Origin of the sequence: Aeribacillus sp. FSL K6-8394 (genome assembly GCF_038008865.1) — a bacterium.
GTDB classification, from domain to species: Bacteria; Bacillota; Bacilli; order Bacillales; family Aeribacillaceae; genus Aeribacillus; species Aeribacillus composti.
Genome location: NZ_JBBPAA010000001.1, coordinates 528,682 through 548,459, shown reverse-complemented (window position 1 = coordinate 548,459; position 19,778 = coordinate 528,682). Strand labels below are relative to the sequence as shown.

General features: G+C 41.9%; 21 protein-coding genes. 2 read left to right on the top strand and 19 right to left on the bottom strand.

The window, feature by feature from the left end; genetic code table 11:
• Window positions 1-58 precede the first annotated feature (58 nt).
• On the top strand, window positions 59-1,174 hold the full coding sequence (locus tag NSR00_RS02510) for an IS4 family transposase (protein WP_340786751.1): 1,116 nt from the start codon (window positions 59-61) through the stop codon (window positions 1,172-1,174).
• Between the two features lie 242 nt (window positions 1,175-1,416).
• Here the strand turns inward: NSR00_RS02510 and NSR00_RS02505 are convergent, their stop codons facing one another.
• From NSR00_RS02505 to tenA (NSR00_RS02425), 17 genes are all read right to left on the bottom strand, one after another.
• Complete coding sequence (locus NSR00_RS02505; protein WP_340786749.1) at window positions 1,417-2,049, bottom strand: HoxN/HupN/NixA family nickel/cobalt transporter; 633 nt, start codon at window positions 2,047-2,049, stop codon at window positions 1,417-1,419.
• 26 nt (window positions 2,050-2,075) lie between these two features.
• The gene (locus tag NSR00_RS02500) at window positions 2,076-2,885 is read right to left on the bottom strand and encodes an urease accessory protein UreD (protein WP_340786746.1); all 810 of its coding nucleotides are present in this window, start codon (window positions 2,883-2,885) and stop codon (window positions 2,076-2,078) included.
• Window positions 2,886-2,887: 2 nt separating this feature from the next.
• On the bottom strand, window positions 2,888-3,496 hold the full coding sequence (gene ureG / locus NSR00_RS02495) for an urease accessory protein UreG (protein WP_063386865.1): 609 nt from the start codon (window positions 3,494-3,496) through the stop codon (window positions 2,888-2,890).
• 152 nt (window positions 3,497-3,648) lie between these two features.
• Window positions 3,649-4,332, bottom strand: a complete 684-nt coding sequence (locus tag NSR00_RS02490; protein WP_339195099.1) for an urease accessory protein UreF — start codon at window positions 4,330-4,332, stop codon at window positions 3,649-3,651.
• On the bottom strand, window positions 4,325-4,774 hold the full coding sequence (gene ureE, locus NSR00_RS02485; protein WP_063386864.1) for an urease accessory protein UreE: 450 nt from the start codon (window positions 4,772-4,774) through the stop codon (window positions 4,325-4,327). Before ureE ends, NSR00_RS02490 begins: the two co-directional genes overlap by 8 nt.
• 11 nt (window positions 4,775-4,785) lie before the next feature.
• Window positions 4,786-6,495, bottom strand: a complete 1,710-nt coding sequence (gene ureC, locus NSR00_RS02480; protein ID WP_340786743.1) for an urease subunit alpha — start codon at window positions 6,493-6,495, stop codon at window positions 4,786-4,788.
• Window positions 6,492-6,815 carry an urease subunit beta gene (locus NSR00_RS02475; RefSeq protein WP_063386862.1) on the bottom strand — a complete coding sequence of 108 codons (324 nt, stop codon included), beginning with the start codon at window positions 6,813-6,815 and terminating at the stop codon, window positions 6,492-6,494. Before NSR00_RS02475 ends, ureC begins: the two co-directional genes overlap by 4 nt.
• Window positions 6,816-6,828: 13 nt before the next feature.
• Window positions 6,829-7,131 carry an urease subunit gamma gene (locus NSR00_RS02470; RefSeq protein WP_063386861.1) on the bottom strand — a complete coding sequence of 101 codons (303 nt, stop codon included), beginning with the start codon at window positions 7,129-7,131 and terminating at the stop codon, window positions 6,829-6,831.
• Window positions 7,132-7,336: 205 nt separating this feature from the next.
• Window positions 7,337-8,038, bottom strand: a complete 702-nt coding sequence (gene urtE / locus NSR00_RS02465) for an urea ABC transporter ATP-binding subunit UrtE (RefSeq protein WP_340786741.1) — start codon at window positions 8,036-8,038, stop codon at window positions 7,337-7,339.
• The gene (gene urtD / locus NSR00_RS02460) at window positions 8,032-8,781 is read right to left on the bottom strand and encodes an urea ABC transporter ATP-binding protein UrtD (protein WP_340786738.1); all 750 of its coding nucleotides are present in this window, start codon (window positions 8,779-8,781) and stop codon (window positions 8,032-8,034) included. The genes urtE and urtD overlap by 7 nt, the downstream gene beginning before the upstream one ends.
• On the bottom strand, window positions 8,756-9,820 hold the full coding sequence (gene urtC / locus NSR00_RS02455; RefSeq protein WP_063386858.1) for an urea ABC transporter permease subunit UrtC: 1,065 nt from the start codon (window positions 9,818-9,820) through the stop codon (window positions 8,756-8,758). The genes urtD and urtC overlap by 26 nt, the downstream gene beginning before the upstream one ends.
• Window positions 9,821-9,831: 11 nt before the next feature.
• The gene (urtB, locus tag NSR00_RS02450) at window positions 9,832-10,734 is read right to left on the bottom strand and encodes an urea ABC transporter permease subunit UrtB (protein WP_340786736.1); all 903 of its coding nucleotides are present in this window, start codon (window positions 10,732-10,734) and stop codon (window positions 9,832-9,834) included.
• Between the two features lie 24 nt (window positions 10,735-10,758).
• A complete protein-coding gene (gene urtA / locus NSR00_RS02445) occupies window positions 10,759-12,006 on the bottom strand; it encodes an urea ABC transporter substrate-binding protein (protein WP_340786734.1) in 1,248 nt (415 codons plus the stop codon).
• A gap of 337 nt (window positions 12,007-12,343) precedes the next feature.
• Window positions 12,344-13,141: an energy-coupling factor transporter transmembrane component T family protein gene (locus NSR00_RS02440; RefSeq protein WP_066248752.1), complete on the bottom strand. Its 798-nt coding sequence runs from the start codon at window positions 13,139-13,141 to the stop codon at window positions 12,344-12,346.
• 11 nt (window positions 13,142-13,152) lie between these two features.
• Window positions 13,153-14,610 carry an ABC transporter ATP-binding protein gene (locus tag NSR00_RS02435; RefSeq protein ID WP_339199645.1) on the bottom strand — a complete coding sequence of 486 codons (1,458 nt, stop codon included), beginning with the start codon at window positions 14,608-14,610 and terminating at the stop codon, window positions 13,153-13,155.
• A gap of 11 nt (window positions 14,611-14,621) precedes the next feature.
• A complete protein-coding gene (locus NSR00_RS02430) occupies window positions 14,622-15,197 on the bottom strand; it encodes an ECF transporter S component (protein ID WP_063386853.1) in 576 nt (191 codons plus the stop codon).
• A 15-nt stretch (window positions 15,198-15,212) separates the two neighbouring features.
• Complete coding sequence (gene tenA / locus NSR00_RS02425; protein ID WP_063386852.1) at window positions 15,213-15,893, bottom strand: thiaminase II; 681 nt, start codon at window positions 15,891-15,893, stop codon at window positions 15,213-15,215.
• A gap of 433 nt (window positions 15,894-16,326) precedes the next feature.
• Between tenA (NSR00_RS02425) and NSR00_RS02420 the strand changes: the two genes are divergently transcribed.
• A complete protein-coding gene (locus NSR00_RS02420; protein WP_094244838.1) occupies window positions 16,327-17,556 on the top strand; it encodes an IS110 family transposase in 1,230 nt (409 codons plus the stop codon).
• Window positions 17,557-17,712: 156 nt separating this feature from the next.
• Here the strand turns inward: NSR00_RS02420 and tenA (NSR00_RS02415) are convergent, their stop codons facing one another.
• On the bottom strand, window positions 17,713-18,390 hold the full coding sequence (gene tenA, locus NSR00_RS02415; RefSeq protein ID WP_340786730.1) for a thiaminase II: 678 nt from the start codon (window positions 18,388-18,390) through the stop codon (window positions 17,713-17,715).
• A 32-nt stretch (window positions 18,391-18,422) separates the two neighbouring features.
• Window positions 18,423-19,688 (bottom strand): acetylornithine deacetylase, encoded by a 1,266-nt coding sequence (locus NSR00_RS02410; RefSeq protein WP_340786728.1) that lies wholly within the window; start codon window positions 19,686-19,688, stop codon window positions 18,423-18,425.
• Window positions 19,689-19,778 lie beyond the last annotated feature (90 nt).

Here is a 19,778-nt window from a genome sequence, read left to right as displayed (position 1 = left end):
CTTTACAATGGAAGTACAGGTGGTTCCTGTCCAAATCCAATCGTAAAGGATAACTATTATGGACAAGAATACACTAATTTCATCATTTGGTAAATGGGTTTCACCCATAAATATTCAAAAACTTAGCGAACAAGTCAAAGAATTGAAACAGGACTATTACACAAAAAAGCTGACAACAGAAGCCTATATTAAACTTTTATTGGTAGCCCAACTGCTCGAATTTAAGAGCTTAGAGGAAATGAGTGATGCACTTGTAGACGAAGATCTTCAAAAAGCACTCGGATTTGAATCGATAAGTGCCTCTCAGCTATCCCGAAAAAACCATCAGATCAACCCACTAATTCTTGCAAATTTGTTCTTGGATCTTGTTTGGAAAATTCAACGGCACCATTATCAAAACGGAAAGAATATGCCACTGAAAATCATTGATTCAAGTACACTCCCGTTGAATTTGACCCATTATAAATGGGCAAAATTCCGTAAAACAAAAGCTGGTGTAAAGCTACACTTACGGCTCGTTTTCATGGATAAAGACACCGTCTATCCTGAAAAAGCAGTGATTACGACAGCAAAAGAACATGACCGAAATCAACTCGAAGTCCTAGTGGATGATCAAGAAGCCATGTATGTGTTTGACCGCGGTTATGTGGACTATGAACGTTTTGATCGGATGACAGATGATGGCTATTTCTTCGTTTCAAGACTGAAGAAAAACGCAGTCATTCGTGAAGTCTATACATTTTCACTTCCTGATGATTGTCACGTTCTATCCGATCAAATGGTCTACATTGGTACCACACAAAATCGCACTGAAAATGTCTTTCGTCTACTAGAAGTTACGGACACAAAAGGGAACTTACTTCGTTTCATCACCAACCGATTTGATTTAAAACCAGAAGAGATAAGTGATATTTACCGATCTCGCTGGGCTATTGAGCTCTTTTTCAAATGGCTCAAGCAACACGTGGAAATTAAGCACTTTTATGGAATGAGTGAAACAGCTATTCAAAATCAAATTTTCTTAGCCCTTATCACGTATTGCTTACATGTTCTCATTCAATTGGAGATGAAAAGTAAGAAATCCCTACTTCGAATTACTCGTTGGTTAAAGAGAGCTCTGTGGAAACCAGCTTATGTTTGGTTGCGAAAATTTGATGGGCGAGCCAGTCCATAATCTCCCTTTTGTCGTTGTCGCTCTGGTTTAACTGTATATATTTACCAAATGGGCAGTGCCACCTTTCTTTAGGTTTTGTCTTTTTGGCACAAATTCACAAAAAATAATTAACAGAAAATTCTAACTATATTTATGCAATGCTAATGATAATACTTTAATAATTTTGTAAATAATCCCAATATACATGAAAAAACCCCATTTGGATGGAGTGATCCAAACGAGGTTTTAAGCAATTAATCGATTTATATAAACAATCCGTCTTTAAAGCCGATTTCATAAATATAAAAGGTGCCGTATAATATACTAATTGCTCCGGCAAGCGAGCAAATGAACGGAACATATTTTTTCACTTTGCTTCCGAGAATAAACGGCAGGCCGAGAATGGTTGTAAAACAAAACATGCCGACGATCGTCCCGACTCCGAAAATGCAGATGTATAAAAACGCTTGAAAATAGCTTTCAACAGTTGTCATCGTTAACAGCACCATTGCCGCGCTTCCTGCCAAACCGTGAATAAAACCGATGATCAATGATTTAATATTTGTATATTCCGTTTCATCGTTTCGCGCCAGTTTGTGCCTGCCATCGCGAAGACTTAAAATTCCTAAAATCACTAACATAATCCCGACGAATAATTCCAATGTCAATGAAACCTTCTCCGGAATAGCTGTTTTTAATCCGATCACGATCATCCCGATCAACAAAAGGGTAGCGGTGTGTCCAATTCCCCAATATACTCCTGTTAAACTGGATTTCTTTAAAGTTTTTGTCCTGCTGGCAATTGTGGACACAGCAATCACATGATCCGGTTCAGTTGCATGTTTCATCCCGAGAATCAATCCGAAAAAAAGCACGGATAAAAAATTGACTGACACATTTTTCACCTCTTCTATTTATCTCTTTAATATTTTCGTAATAGGATTGGAGGTTCTTTTAATAGATAAGCTCTCGCCAATCGGTGAACTTCCAAAAACAGCCCCTCAATGTGATCGGTATGGTTTCCTAAAATTCTAATCATAAAGGCAGATGGCAAAAATCTTGAAATGCCGATCCGTCCATCAAACGGTCCTCCCTGCAACTGGCATGAAATCTTTTCCATTAATTTATCATCCACTTCGTCAGAAATAACGAGGAACGAACCGTAATGTGTATAGCCTTCCATATTCAATAATTGATCAATTCCCCGATCCCCTTGTTGATAAAAATGATCGAACAAAATCAATCGATTTTCCTTATAAACTTTTAATTTTAGCCGAATTGCATCGAAACAGAACGGCTGCCCGGTTTCAGACCAGCCCGGCGTAATAATTTCTTTGTACAAAAAGGCTGCACCCTTTTCCATATGGACGATGGTTTCCTGCTCAAAGCGGGCCTGTTCATAAACGATCAACGGATCTGACAAACATTCCAGCACGCTGTCTTTTTGCAATGTAAACAAGGATTTCTGCTTGACAGGTTTTTTCGGTGTTTTATAAATTTTCGTTGAAGATTGTGACGTCACCGCAAGCCTTGCCTTTTCACCTAAGGAAATTTCTTGTGCGTATTCATCCCCGTCTACACATCCGCCGCCGACATGAATCACATAAACGATCGGTATCGACGATTCCGTATAGACCGGCTTTGTCATTTTCAAAGCTCCCTGAAAAAAGTGATCCGTAATTACGGTCCGCTCCCCTTTTTGCTCCGCGCGAATCTGCAAAATTCCTTCCATTTCTACAACCCTGCCAGCAGCGCATTTCGTTTAATCCAATTGATCACATTATCTAAACCAATTTCTTCCTTTAAATTAGTAAAAAAGAACGGTCGCTCCCCCCGCATCATTTTCGTATCTTGTTCCATGATTTCAAGACTTGCACCGACATAAGGAGCGAGGTCGATTTTATTGATGATAAACAAATCAGACTTAATCATCCCTTGTCCCCCTTTTCTTGGGATTTTTTCCCCTTGGGCAACATCAATAATATAAATGGAGAAATCGACTAATTCCGGGCTGAAGGTTGCCGCTAAGTTATCTCCGCCGCTTTCAACAAAAATCATATCTAAATCCTCGTGTCTTTCTTTTAACTCATCAATTGCCGCAAAATTCATCGATGCATCCTCACGAATGGCCGTATGGGGACAGCCGCCTGTTTCGACGCCGATAATCCGATCCTCCGGAAGAACGCTGTTTTTTATTAAAAATAAGGCATCCTCTTTTGTATAAATATCATTAGTGACAACAGCAACACTGAATTCCTTTGACAAATAGCGAGTCAATTTTTCCACTAGCAGCGTTTTGCCGGCTCCTACTGGCCCTCCAATTCCGATTCGTATAGGTTCCATTTTGACTGATTCGGGATTAGCCCCAAATCTTTCCCCCCTTATCTTTTGATCAAGCTTTGCAGTTTTTTTTGAAAAGAAGCAAGATCGCTTCTTTCGCTTCAGCCAAGCATGCAGAGAGTTTGTAAAAATAATGAAACTCTGAAAACAGTCTGTTAAGACATAAAAAGTCTTACATGCAATTGCTCATGCCTCATTTGTGCAATTTCAAGGCCAGGTGATTGCGCACCTAAATCGTCGATCGATAGTTTGCCAATTTTTAAAACAGCTCTCCTCACATCCTCCTGCAAATCTTTTAATAGCAGCTGCCCTTCTTTTTGACCGATCGGAATGCCGCGGACTCCGTTTTGTACAAGCGTTTGAATAGTGGAATACAAATACGTTACAAGCGTTGTTTTTTCATCCGCTCCTATTTTTATCCCGACAATGGCAAAAACGAGAGCCGCATGTCCGTAAAGCTCCTTCGCTTTTATTTTTTGAGCATATTGTTGCAGTGTTGGATGAGGGTAAATATTTAAACAAAGCTTCAGCATTTGCTCACCAATTCTTCGGTTCCCTTCTTTCGTTTCTTTAGCCATTGAGCTGGCGTAAAGAATCTCATCCAGCTTCCAAAGCTCCTCTTGTTTCCCTTCTTTTTCAAATTGATATGCAAGCCGGCAAGCCAGTCCGTCCGTATAGACGAGCTGCTTGTCAATGTACGTTTTTAAAAAACTTTTAAATGTACTTGCATCTTTTATTTTCTGCTCAACAATATATGTTTCGAATCCGAACGAGTGGGAGAAGGCTCCGGAAGGAAAGTTTGAATCGCTTATCTGCAATAAAGGCAGCCAATCAATCATGGTGATGATGTCCGACATATCGAAAAGGTTGTTTTATTTTTCGTTTCTCCCGTTTGCAAGGAATGTTCAGCTCGTTTGCAAGTTGTTCTACAAGATGATCGTATTGCACGATCATTTCATTTCCTTCAAACTGAGCCGGCAAATGTCTGTTGCCGATTTGATGTGCAATTTCTCCCATCTCTTTCAGCGTAGCCGGACAAATGACAAGGACATCTTCAGGCAAGACAGAAATAATGATCATATTGTTTTCATCTTCATATAAAATGTCACCATCTGCCAGCTTCTTTTCCTCCTTTAAACGAATCCCTATTTCGTTCCCGTGGTCTGTTTTCACTCGTTGAATTCTTTTGAGCAGATCATCGCTTCTTAAATAGACGCGCTCCACATGTTTTTCCTTTACTGCTTTTGCATAAATATTTCCAAGTGTTTCTTTAATAATCATCCGTCTTCACCTCAAAACAGAAAATATCTTTGCGCCATCGGAACAACTTCAACCGGCTCACAATTGATCAATTCACCGTCCACCTTTACCTCATACGTTTGTGGATCGACTTCGATAGAAGGAGTTTCACCATTAAAAACCATGTCCTTTTTCGTCAATGTACGAACTCCTTTGACGGGTTTCACGATTTTTTGCAACTTTAACTTTTCGGGAATGCCGGCTTTTATTGCTGCTTTTGACAAAAATGTGATCGATGTTTGTGAGACAGCTTTGCCAAATGATCCGAACATCGGACGGTAATAAACAGGCTGCGGAGTTGGAATGGATGCATTTGGGTCTCCCATCAAACTATAGGCAATCATTCCGCCCTTGATGATCATTTCCGGCTTCACCCCAAAAAAGGCCGGATTCCAAACAACTAAATCCGCCAATTTGCCGACTTCTACAGAGCCGACATATTCAGATATTCCGTGGGCGATCGCAGGATTGATCGTATATTTTGCCACATATCTTTTCACTCTGAAATTGTCATGATCTTGGCCGTCTCCCTTTAAGGAGCCCCGCTGCTTTTTCATTTTATCTGCGGTTTGCCATGTCCGCGTAATCACTTCGCCGACCCTTCCCATCGCTTGCGAGTCGGAACTAATGATGCTGAAAACGCCAAGGTCATGAAGAATATCTTCCGCCGCAATCGTTTCTTTGCGAATGCGGGAATCGGCGAAGGCGATATCTTCAGGAATAGCCGGATCCAAATGATGGCAAACCATCAGCATATCTAAATGTTCCTCGAGCGTGTTGACTGTAAACGGTCTTGTCGGATTTGTCGAAGAAGGCAAAACGTTTGGCAGACTGGCCATTTTCATAATGTCCGGGGCGTGTCCCCCGCCTGCGCCTTCCGTATGGTATGTATGAATGACCCGTTCTTTAATCGCTGCAATGGTGTCTTCTACAAAACCGGCTTCATTTAACGTATCTGTATGGATGGCAACTTGCACATCATACTCGTCAGCTACGGATAAACACTGATCGATCGCCGCCGGTGTTGAACCCCAGTCCTCATGCAGTTTTAAACCAACTGCACCTGCTTTGATTTGCTCCTCTAACGCTTTTTTTCCGGATGAATTTCCTTTCCCTAAAAAGCCGAAATTCATAGGAAAATGTTCAACTGACTCCAGCATTCTATAAATATTCCATTCACCCGGTGTACAAGTCGTTGCATTTGTCCCTGTTGCAGGCCCCGTTCCTCCTCCTATCATTGTTGTAATTCCAGATGTCAAAGCTGTTTCAATTTGCTGAGGGCATATAAAATGAATATGGGTATCGATTCCGCCTGCCGTAACAATCATTCCTTCTGCCGCAACGATTTCGGTTGAAGCTCCGATTACCATTGTGACGCCATCCATCAATAATGGATTTCCCGCCTTTCCGATCGCGGCAATTTTCCCATCCTTTATGCCGATATCCGCTTTATAAATACCTGTATAATCAATAATAATGGCGTTTGTGAGAACAAGATCCATCACGTCTTTCCTTTCGGCAAATGGATGCTGTCCCATTCCGTCGCGAATCACTTTCCCACCGCCGAATTTTACTTCATCTCCGTATACGGTAAAATCTTTTTCGATTTGAATGAAGAGTTCCGTATCAGCCAATCTAATGCTGTCTCCAGTTGTCGGGCCGAACATATCGGCATATTGTTTGCGCGGCATTTGAAAACTCATTTGTCCGCCTCCTTTGTCAACGGTCCGTTCGTCAAATTATTTAGACCGTACACTTCTTTTTTTCCCGAAAATTCAACGAGCTCTACGATTTTCGCATCGCCCGGCTCAAACCTTACCGCCGTTCCGGACGGAATGTTTAAATGCCTGCCGAACGCCAGCTGCCGGTCAAATTCGAGCGCCCTGTTTACTTCAAAAAAATGAAAATGCGAACCGACTTGTACTGGACGGTCCCCTCTATTGACAACATTGAGCTTGATCGCCTCTTTCCCTTTATTGCAAACAATCGGAGCTGATTTTAATCGATATTCCCCTGGAATCATTTTTTCACCTCTTTTACCGGATCGGATCATGGACGGTTACAAGCTTCGTTCCGTCTGGAAATGTTGCCTCCACCTGGATATTTTCGATCATTTCCGGAACGCCTTCCATCACATCATCTCTAGTTAAAATTTTTGTGCCATATTGCATCAACTCCGAAACCGTCCGTCCTTCCCTTGCGCCCTCCATAATCTCATATGTGATGATGGCCACTGCTTCCGCATAGTTCAGCTTCAAGCCTTTTCTCTGCCTTCTGCGCGCTAAATCTGCAGCAACAACGACCATCAATTTTTCCTGCTCTCGGGCTGTCAGCTTCATAACACCCTTCCTTTCTAACAGACAATCAAAAATAACACGATTTTCTTACATTCCATTTCCCTCAATGGGTTGAAGATAAAAGGCGTTTTTATGTTATTTTTTATTACAAATATAATTCACACTATGTGAAACACCAAGTGTTATGTTATATTTTTTAACATGGAAAATTTAAAAAAATTTTTCTAGGGGAGGAGGAAGTTTTAAATTAAACTACTAAATATTGTTGAATGTCTTCAATATTTGTGTTTTTTACTACACCCTTTGATACAACAGTTCTTTTGTCCAAAATATAGTATTCATCAGAACAGGCAAATGCTGAATCTATGCTGTGCTCAACTAAAACGACGCCAATTCCTTTTTTGGACGCAATGTTTACAATGACCTCCTGTATTTGCTCTACTATAGATGGTTGAATCCCTTCCATCGGTTCGTCCAGCAATAATAGCTCGGGCTTCCCGGCAAGAGCCCTCGCAATGGCCAATTGCTGCTGCTGCCCGCCGCTTAAATCTCCTCCTTTTCTCTTCAACATTTCCTTTAAAACAGGAAAAAGCTCGAAAATTTCCTCTAAAACACGCGCTTTTTCTATCTTTTTCGAAACAGCTTCAAAGCCTAAAATGAGATTTTCTTCCACAGTCAGTGAAGAGAAAATCTCCCTGCCTTGGGGAACATATCCGATTCCTTTTTTTGCCCTCCTTTCCGGAAGCTCATGTGTAATTTCCTGATCATTCCAGTAAATAGTCCCGTCCATCGGCTTTAACAATCCAATAATCGTTTTGATCAATGTTGTTTTTCCCGCCCCGTTTCTTCCCAGAATGGAAACGACCTTTCCTTTTTCAACTTCAAGATGGACATTATTCAACACCATCGTTTCATCATATCCTGCTTTCAAACTAGATATTTTTAGCACACCTTTGCCTCCCTTCCTAAATAAACCTCTGCTACAAGCTCATTTTGCTGCACTTCCTCCATGGAACCTTCACACAAAATTTTCCCTTCATGCATAACTGTTACTTGTTCAGCAAAATTCCGAACAAAATCCATATCATGTTCAACAATCAGCACTGCGCATTTCTCAGCTATTTCTTGAATAAACAAGCCGGTTTTTTCCCTTTCCGCCCCAGTCATGCCGGCAATCGGTTCATCAAGAAGTAAAACTGCCGGTTTTTGCAGCAGCTGCATGCCGATTTCAAGCCATTGTTTCTGGCCGTGGGACAGCAAGCCTGCTGGGTCATAAGCTCGATCTAAAAGATCGGTTCTCTCAAGCATTGCCGTAATTTCGTCTTTTTCTTCCGCGGTTAATTTCGCCTTCATAACGGAAACAAGATTTCTATTTTGTTTGATCGATAATTCCATGTTTTCAAATACGGTTAATTCAGTAAAAACGGACGGATTTTGAAATTTTCTAGCGATTCCATGCCGAACGATTTCGTGCTCTCTCCGCTTTGTCAAATCTACTCCTTGAAACATCACTTTTCCATCTGCTGCTTTTGTTTTGCCGCAGATGACATCAAGAAGAGTCGTTTTGCCCGCACCATTCGGACCAATTAAAAAACGAATTTCTCCGTGATGAACATCTAAATTGACACCTTGAAGCGCTTTAAAGCCGTCAAAATCAACAATAATATCATGACACGACAGAATCGGATTCACCTTTTTTCACACCTTTTTCAAAAAATTTCGCAATACGCTTTGGAAAAGCTTCGAACAACCCGGCAATTCCTTTCGGGAAAAAAACAACGATCAAAATGAATAGAATGCCTAAGCAGAAAAGCCAAACATCCGGATATGTTTCACTGAAAAAGCTTTTGGCTCCGTTTGTTAAAATCGCTCCGATTATGGCGCCGAATAACGAATGACGGCCGCCGATGGCTACCCATAAAACCATTTCAATTGAAGGGATAATATCCATCATCGAAGGAGAAATGAGACCGACCTGCAAAACAAACAACGCGCCAGCTATTCCGGCAAACGAAGCCGATAAACTGTAAATAAACACTTTAAAAACAGCCGGATCAAATCCTAAAAACCGAAGGCGGTTTTCGCCGTCCCGAATGGCAATTAATACATGGCCAAGTCTGCTTTTGGTAATCCAAACAGATAACATAAAAATGGCAAACAAAGCGAAAACGGTAATAGCATATAAAACAATTTGTACCATTGGTGAGGATAAAGAAAACCCAAAAACGGTGCTAAAATTGGTTAATCCGTTTGTACCGCCTGTCAAATCCTGTTTGGCAATTAAAAGTGTGACGACGACAACAACGACTGCCTGTGACAAAAGAGAAAAATAGACGCCTTTGATCCGGTTTTTAAACGTAAGCATGCCCAAAACCGCTGCCAGCATAGCTGGTATGAAAATTGCTGCCATTATGGAAAAGAAAGGATTAAAGAAGGGCTTCCAAAACCACGGGAGCTCCTGCACTCCGTTCCATTCCATAAAATCCGGCAACGCTCCTTTTGAAGCCTCCAATTTTAAATACATCGCCATGCAATAAGCTCCAATCCCAAAATACACGCCGTGACCTAAGCTTAATATCCCGGTGTACCCCCAAATAAGACAGATTCCTACTGCAATGATCGCATAGCAAAGAAATTTTCCGAGCAACGCTAAGCGGAATTCGGTTAAATAAAACGGGGCCAGAAGTAAAATCAGGAAAAATAACAGATAAATCATTTGTTTTCTGCGCATAATCCGTCCTCCTAATCCAATGCCCTTGTGCGATAAGAGAAAATACCTAACGGTTTCCACTGCAAAAATAAAATGATCACTGCAAATACAATGACTTTTGCCATCGTGGCGCCGAAGGAATATTCAACAACAGTGCTAAGCATTCCAATGCCAAATGCGCCGATAATCGTCCCTTTCAATCCGCCAATTCCTCCTAAAATGACAACCATAAACGCATCGACAATATAGTACGTTCCAATTGTAGGGCCGATCGGTCCTAATAAAGTTAAGCTACAGCCAGCGATTCCGGCTAATCCAGCTCCGAGAGCAAAGCCTAGAGAATCTATTTTTCTTGTAAAAATCCCTAAACAGGAGGCCATATTTCTATTCATCGTGACCGCTCTTATTCTCAAACCGGTAGACGTTTTGTTTAAATAATAATAAAGTAAAGCAACACAAACGATTGACAGAGATAAAATCAACAACCTTTTATAAGGCAATGTAATGCCAAATATTTGCCAGCCTCCATCCATCCAAGCAGGTGCAACAACCGCAACATTCGGAGCGCCAAATATGGATCTGGCAATCTGCTGCAAAATCAAACTAATTCCCCAAGTGGCCAAAAGACTGTCTGTTGGTCGATTATATAGAAAACGAATGATTCCTTTTTCAAGCAGATAACCGATAAACGAAGCAACGAGAAATGAAATCGGTATAGCAATAAAGTAGTAATAATTAAACAAGCTTTCCGGCAAATATTTAGAAAAAATGAGCTGCATTACATAGGTTGCATACGCACCGACCATAATTAATTCACCGTGGGCCATGTTGATGACATTCATTAAGCCAAACGTTATAGCTAAGCCAAGGGCGATCAATAACATGATCGACCCAAGGCTCAACCCGTTAAACAGTTGACTGATGAAAATTGACAAGCTGTTCACTCCTATCAATTTAGATTATTCATTATTTTTAGATAATTTTTCAGCCCAAGAATAGCTTTTTAAATACGGATCCGGCTTCACCGGCTCACCAGAATTCCAAATTTCTTTAAATTGGCCGTCCGGTTGAATTTCGCCGATTCTTACTGTTTTCCACAGATGCTGATTCTCGCCTTCTATTTTTACCGTGCCGCCCGGAGCTTTGTACTCGATTCCCTTCGCAGCTTCCTTGACCTTTTCAACCTCAAAAGATCCCGCTTTTTTTACTGCTTCTGCCCATAAATGAACAGCTATGTAAGCCGCCTCAATCGGATCATCCGTTACACGCTCTTCACCATAAGCTTCTTTATATTTTTCAACAAACGCTTTGTTTTCTGGTGTATCCGTTGTCTGGAAATAATTCCATACCGCTAAGTGGCCTGCTAATACTTCCCCGCCGATTCCTCGAATTTCTTCTTCAGCAATGCTGACCGACATCACAGTAACATCCTTCGTTGTGATTCCGGCATCCTTCAATTGTTTGAAAAAGGCGACATTGCTGTCTCCATTTAATGTATTAAAGACTACGTCAGGTTTCACTTTTTTCATTTTATTGATGACCGTGCTGTAATCAGTATGTCCTAAAGGTGTATATTCTTCGACAACTACCTCTCCGCCTTCAGCTTTTAATTGTGCTTTAATAATACTGTTTGCCGTGCGCGGAAACACATAATCCGAGCCAATTAAAAAAAACTTCTTCCCTTTATTGTTTAACAGCCAGCTGACAGCAGGCACAATTTGTTGATTGGTGGTCGCCCCCGTATAAAAAATGTTCGGAGAAGATTCCATTCCTTCATATTGAACGGGGTACCAAAGCAAGCCTTTATTTTGTTCGACTACCGGCAGCATGGCCTTTCTGCTTGCGGAAGTCCAGCCGCCAAAAATCGTCGCTACCTTATCCTGTTGCAGTAATTTCTTTGCTTTCTCAGAAAAAGTCGGCCAGTCAGATGCGCCGTCTTCAATAACCGGTTCAATTTTCTTCCCTAAAAGCCCGCCTGAGTTGTTAATTTCTTCAATCGCCATTAATTCCGCGTCCTTTAAAGAAACTTCACTGATCGCCATCGTGCCGCTTAATGAATGGAGAATACCGACTTTCACAACATCCTTTTCATTTTGTTCGCTATTCTGTCCATCGCTTGATTCCTTTTCCTCTAAAGCAGAAGACATGGCACATCCACTTGCGAAAATTACAGAGAAAATCGTTAGAAATAAAAAAATTTTTTTCATCATTGTCCCCCTTTTTAACAATTTATGTAATTTTATATAACAAAAATACCGATTCCCTTTCCTGTATACAACAAATATGGAAAAAATGTTAACATGATTTTTCAAAAAAAATACCTCTAGGTGTTTCCCCTAGAGGCTCTTTTTAATCAAACAAACTCATTCACTTTTTGCTTCAAAATGGTTTACTTCTTGTTCCTTTTCAGAAAAAAATTGTTTGACACTGTCCATCGTTTCGTAAGTTGGGACAATCACTTTACTTGGATGCTTTCGGGACTATTCAATCATTTAAATCTACCATGCAGCGATTATGAAAAAGCATTTTGCAGCCGGCTGCCATTTATTCAATATATCTTACATCTGTAACCGGGAAAAACGGAAGCATCTTAGCTGCATAGTAGCTTAACAAAATAGCGATTATAAAATAAAGGACAAAGCAAAGATCGTATTTGGAAAACCCGATTTCGTAGTAAAACGTTCTTTTTGTGTCATTCGAAAATCTTTTCGCCTCCATCGCTACAGCAATTCTGTGCGCTCTGCGAATGCTTTGTGATAGCAGCGGAATCGAGTATGCTTTCAATTTATGAAAAAAATTCGCTAAGCCTTTTCTTTGTTCAACACCTCTTACAATCATCGCTTGCCGTATTGTTTGAAACTCTTCGATCATAATAGGGATTAAACGAATGCCTGCCATAAAGCTGTAAGCATATTTAGGCTTCAACTTTAATTGCTGCATTAACGAATAAAATAAAAAAACCGGTCTTGTCGTTAACGAAAACATTAACCCAAGCAGAGCGAAGATAAGGGCACGAAATCCTAAATGAAGACCGCGATAAAAGCTTTCTTCTGTAATATGGATCAGCCCCCATTTCCACCATGTTGTCTCACCTTTTCCAAAAAAGATCATGGAGGTAGCAGTCGACACAAAAATAAGCACGAATGGAATCAGCAATAAAAGTATGCGCTTCATCGGATGACCGGTAAAAAAAGCAAATAAAAGAAAGGCGGAAACTGTGTAGTTGATTAAAAAATTAATGTTGTGAATAAACAGAACACTAATAAATAAAACGATCAGAAACAATAGCTTTAAGCTCGGGTTGATTTTATGCAGCCATGTTTCTTTTATGTCAAAATCCATTGTAGATCCTCCTATATCTGAACATACATCTGCTCATCCTCACAAGAATGAATTTCATCCTCTACGAGCTTCCCGCCTTCGATCCGCCAAACTCTTGTCGCCATATGCTTTGCTATTTGTTCATCATGTGTCACCATCAAAATGGTAGACCCTTGTTTGCGATAATGTTCTAAAAGCTCCAAGAGCTGAAACGTATTGGATGAGTCTTGCCCAAAAGTCGGTTCATCTAAAAGCATGATCGGCTGTTTTTTAATGATTGAAGCGGCAACACTCAATCTTCTTTTTTGTCCCATTGAAAGCTGATAAGGGTGTTGATGGCGGTGCTTCTGTAAATGAAATAATTCGAGCATTTCTTCTACTTTTGTTCGAATTTCTTCTTCTTTCATCCGTTCAATCCTCAACGAATAAGCAATTTCATCGTAAACTGAATTGGTGACAAATTGAAATTCCGGATTTTGAAAAACGAACGACAGCATGTTGGAAAGCTTTTTTATTTTCTTTGCTTCTTTTTCTAACAGCAAATAAGTGCCGGTCGTTTGTATAAACTGCATCAATGAATGTAACAAAGTGCTCTTTCCGGCGCCGTTTTTCCCCACTATCGCAATCCATTCACCTGCATGAACCTTTCCATATGGTACATCGATTTTGACTTCCTTCTTTCGATATCCTTTAAATTGCTCAAGCTCAATCACGACCTGTTCTTTTAATGGGGTCTTTTTGTAATACCCCTGCTTATCACGAAGATAATCCTCCCATACACCGGGATACCAAATGCCGTCTTCGCGAATTTCTTTCCGATACCGAGAAAAAATTTGTTCTTTCGGACCGTCTGCGACGATTTGTCCTTTTTGATTAAATAAAAGTATGCGGTCGACAAAGTCAAGAACATGATCAATTTTATGTTCAACGATGATAACTGTTTTATCTTGAGCTGCTTGTTTCATCGTGTCCCATACCGCTTTTGTCCCTTCCGGATCCAGCATTGCAGTCGGCTCGTCCAAAAATAACACGTCTGGATGCAATGCTAAAACAGTGGCGATCGCCAGCCGTTGCTTCATGCCGCCTGATAATGATTGAATACTGATATGAAGATCATCAAAATGAAGGCCGACCATTTCCAGGTAAACTCGCATTTTTTCATGCATTTGTTCTCTTTTCACTTGCAAATTTTCCAAAACAAAAGCCATTTCTTCATCTACATACGGCATGCAAAATTGCGTGTCAGGATCTTGAAACACATATCCCCAAGATGACGGAGTCAAGATTTTTTCTGCTTTCATCGGCACTTCAATAGATTTTGGAATTAAACCGCTTAGCACCTGCAAAAACGTCGATTTCCCACAGCCGGAAGGACCAAGAAGCAAGACTTTTTCTCCCTTATAGAAAGAAGAGGATACATCCTTAAAAAGCAAGGATTCCTCTCCAGGATATTTTAATCGTAAATTTTTCACTTCGCATACTAGATCCATGTTTGCCACCTCTAGTTCAGTGCGTCATAATCTTCATGCGACGCAGGTCTTACTAAATTAGTCACTCCTGTTGCTTCCAAAGATTTCACTAGATAATAGGCAAACGCGCCGGCAATAATGATTGAGCCAATCAATCGAGCTCCAATGAATAATAGCAAGTTCCAAAATACTAAGTCATCTATATAGCCTTTATAAAGATCCATAATTAGCGAACCAGCTGCTGAAGCGGCTGCAGCCAGCATGACAACACCGATATTAAACTTTTTATATCGAAAAATCGCAAAAATGATCTCTGCAAATAGTCCTTGGACGATTCCGTAAAGAAGAACCTCTATGCCGAATTCAGAGCCGGTTATAAATTCTGCAGATGCCGCAGCTGTTTCCGCTATCAGCGCTACTCCAGGCTTGCGAATAATAAGAAAAGCGACCGTCGCAGCAATAAACCACATACCGTATATGAGCTGGTCGACATGCAGCCCGATCGGCTTGACCGCATAGTAAAGCGGTCCCCATAGTTTATAAACAATTCCAAAAACGATCGAAATAACAATTGTTACTAGAATGTCTGTCAGTTTTAATCCTTTCATTATGATCAAACTCCTTTATTGACTGATTTTTGGTTCCACTTCCCATTTTTCTAAACGGTAAGCCATTTCCCAAAACGCTAATTCATATTGACTGCTGATGATAAAATGCTCTTCCATTCTTTTTAGATCGGCTTCTATCGTTTGTTGTGCGATTTCATCCAGCCTGTCAATTTGTTCTTCGACAAGCTGCTTAAACCAATCGCCCCCATAAGCCGCAATCCATTGTTGATAAATCGGTTCTTTCGGCTTCGCATCTTTTAATTTTTCGCCAATTTCGTAATATAGCCAATAGCACGGAAGTATTGCAGCAATAATATCGCCTAAGTGACCGTTGATCGCCGCGCGATATAAATGGGAAGTATAGGCGTACGCCGTTGGGGCCGGCTTAAAATTCGCCTTCTCCTCCTCTGTGATTCCCAGCTGTTTGGCAAATGTTTCATGAAGAGATAATTCCGCTTCAAATGTTCCTTGTGCATGCTGAGCCATTCGCGATGTCGTATATAAATCGTTTGCTTTTGCCGCTCCATACGATTGCACTTTTGCAAAATGGCTTAAATAATACGAATCTTGCAAAACGTAATAACGAAAACATTCAAGCGGCAAACTCCCATCAGCAATACCTTTTACAAATGGATGATCGAAGCTGGCCTGCCATATCGGATCTGCTTTTGTTCGAATTTTTTCAGTAAATTTCATGTTCATTCTCTCCTCGTATACTAAGTTTCAGAAAGTTTTTTTATCGAATTTCCAGTCCGATACGCTCCTTGACAATCGCATATCTTGGGTGGTTACCTTTGTGGGAGGGGCGCGCCCCTCCCACAAAGGGTTCAGCGTACCGGGGTTGGACTTTTCGCAATGTTCCTGGATAATGGTCTTAGGATCATCGGGGATACTCTTCTCACTCCTGTAGCTTCGACTACTTGTAAAGTCTGTCTCCCCGGCCCCTGTTTGGACGTCTAACCCGCAGGCTGTTCCCGTTGGTTTTCCCCATGCTGGAAGGAGCAGCTTCCAGGGCAGCCCATGGTCCAACGTGAGTTCTCATATGCGAGGGTGACTGGTCAACAGGCGCGATCCGGGGGCATCCCGAAGAGTCCAACCCCTCGATCCTACAACAATAGGAGGTGATCTCATGAAACTCTACGTCGGGATCGACGTGAGCTCACGCGACTTAGCCACCTGCATTATGGATCATGAAGGAAATACGTGCGCACGCTTCAAAGTGGATAATCATCTTCTGGGCGCCACCTTCCTTCGGGATCAAATCCTCCTGTGGGCTAACAAGCGAAAGCCAACCGAAATTCTGATCGGGATGGAAGCCACCTCGGTCTACAGTTGGCATCCAGCTATGTTTTTCCACCAGCAGGAGACCTTGCAGGCTTGGAACGTCAAGGTGTTTACGATCAATCCAAAGCTCATTCGCAAGTTTAAAGAAGCCTATGTCGACTTGGAGAAAACGGATGACATCGATGCTTGGATCATTGCGGATCGGCTTCGCTTCGGCCGTCTGAAGATGACGGCTGTCCTCAAGGAGCAGTTTCTCGCGCTTCAGCGACTGACACGCATGCGATATCATCTCGTCCACCAGTTAACCCGTGAGAAACAGTATTTTCTCCAGCACTTGTTTTACAAATGCAGTTCCTTTACCCAAGAGGTGGACAGTTCGATCTTCGGACATGCCATTCTCGAACTGCTGCTTGAGTCGTGGAGCCTCGATGACATCTGCCAAATGGATGTCAAGCAGTTGGCCGACTTCCTGCGCCAAAAAGGGCGCAATCGCTTTGCCGATCCGGAATGCATCGCCAAGTCGATTCAAAAGGCGGCCCGTTCGTCGTATCGGTTGTCCAAGTGTGTCGAGGATTCCATCGACTTGCTGTTAGGGCTGTCGATTCAATCAATCCGCAGCCTGCAATCGCAGCTCAAAGAGCTCGATAAAGCCATTACCCGCCATCTTGAAGGCATTCCGAACACACTGCAAACCATCCCAGGCATCGGACCGGTTTATACCGCAGGCATCCTGGCCGAAATCGGGCAAATCGAGCGGTTTCACAATCAGGCCGCCTTGGCAAAATATGCCGGCTTGACATGGTCCAAGCACCAATCGGGCCGTTTTCAAGCCGAGGACACCTCCCTCATTCGTTCCGGCAATCGCTATCTCCGTTACTACCTAGTGGAGGCTGCCAACTCGGTACAACGGCATGATGCGACGTTTCGTGCGTACTACCGGAAGAAGTATGAGGAAGTGCCCAAACACCAACATAAACGAGCCCTCGTCCTCACCGCTAGAAAACTCGTGCGTGTGATCGATGCGCTGCTACGCAACGGTCAAATCTACACGCCAAGAAAGGGGGAAGATCGATAAGAGGATCGATCTGGTATACCAATATCAACCTTTAGACCCAGTTTATTACATGTACTAATACTGGGTTTCTTCAGTATTGCCTTTTTTCGGATCATCGGACAAGGGAATTTCCAATTTCTATGATTTTTCACCTTGACATATTACCGCAGGACTATATTAAGAATTGATTTCGATTGGCCACATTTCTTTTCGTTCAGACATTTCCCAAAACATATATTCGTATTTGCTCGTTGTGACAAAAATATCTTCCAGCCATTTCAATTCTTCTTCCCGTTTTCCTTCTGCAAGCTCATTCATTAAATCTTTCAGCCATTTTGCCAATTCACCGAATTCTGTTGATGCGTACATTTTTACCCACTCGCCGTAAAACTCATGTTCACTAGCACCAGGAATCTCATGTAAGCGAGTGCCGATTTCATAATAGCTCCATGTACATGGAAGGACTGCGGCAACCAGTTCTGCCAATGATCCTCGCTGCGACACATTTAACATATAGCTCGTATATGCAACGGTTGTAGCAGCAGGCTGAACTTGTTCTAATTTTTCCTTCTCTATTCCTATTCTTTTTGCGTATTGACGATGCAAATCCATTTCCACTTTTAACGTCGAATGTAGAAGATCAGCAAAAACTGTCATTGTTTGAAGATTGTGAGCTTTTAAGCTTCCAAGGGCAAACAGGCGGCAGTAATCGATTAAATAAAGATAATCCTGCTCCATAAAAAAGCGAAATTTGTCGATATCCAGCGTCCCATTGCCGATTCCTTGAACAAACGGATGATGGTAACTCGCTTCCCAAATCGGTTTTGCAGTTTTGTACAATCGGTCTGTAAACATTTGAATTACCCCTTTCGCAGCTTTTGTAATTGTCATCGTTTTTTCTGATACCAATCAAATAAAAACGCGATCAGCGATTTTGTAAATGTTTTTAATTGGGGGATGGACAGCTTTTCATTCACCGAGTGTGCATCTTCAAGCGTGCCCGGTCCATATAAAACGACGGGAATTCCCGCTTCACTCAGCCAGCCGCCGTCTGTCACAGTAGGGGACATCGTCAGCTTTGCTTCCTCATTAAATGCCAGTTTATGTGCTTTTTGTAATGTTTTCACTCCGAGTGAATGTTCGTCATATGAAAAAGCTGGGAAAATTTCTCCTCGATCTTCAATCATCGATGTGCCGCCCCATTTAAATTTCGGAGGATATTTCCGAAGCCATGGATCAGCCATTGCAACATGATGGATATGTTCTTCAATTTCCCGGATCACCTCTACATAATGCTCTTCCGGGTAATAGTGAACGGTAATCCAAAGGGAACATTTATCGGCCACAAAAGCGGCGTGCCTTCCACCTTCAATCACTGCAGGATTAATTGTGGCAGAACCAGGCGGAAAGCCTTTGCTCGTTTTCATCACTGCCCAATGCTGTTCAAGCTCTCGCAGTCCTTCAATAATTTTCATCATTTTTTCAATCGCGCTTGCCCCAAAAAGCTTCCCGCCGGCATGAATCATTTGTCTTCTCGTGCCATCGTGAAATGTCTCGGGGCTTTCAATCGTAATCCAGCCCGTGATCACCCCGCCTTGCCCTTGTATTTCACAGTTGCTTGAATCGACAACGATGGCAAAATCAGCTCGATATCCCCGGTCGCAGCACGATTTTGTTCCTGCTTCGCCTACTTCTTCTCCGACGACGGACTGAAAAATGATATCCCCTCCCGGCTCAATGCCGTTTTCTTGCAGCAGCTTTAATGCAAACAGACTGGTAGCCATTCCCCCTTTCATATCCGCTACACCGCGTCCGTATATGTAATCCCCTTTAACCGTTGCCTCAAAAGGAGGCGTTAGCCATTCTTCTCCCTCTTCGATTGAAGCGACATCAATATGCCCGTTAATAATTAAACTGTGGTAATATTCTGGATCTTTTCCTTTTTTCGTTCCTACTACGACTGGATCTTGTTCATATAAATCCCATTGATCAATGGAAAAGCCGATGTCTTCCAAATATGAGGCGACATACTTTTGAGCCTCTTTTGCATTTCTTGCCGGAGGGCTCGGCGTTTCAAACGATACGAGTGTTTTTAGAAGATTCAGAAGTTCTTCTTCCCTTTCATCAATTTGCTGAAATAGCGTTTGTAACACGTTGTCTCCCCTTTCTTAACATTTTGTTTTGAAAAATGGTTTGCCAACCAGTCTTGTAATCGAGTAGGAGGGAGCGATTAACTCCCGTCC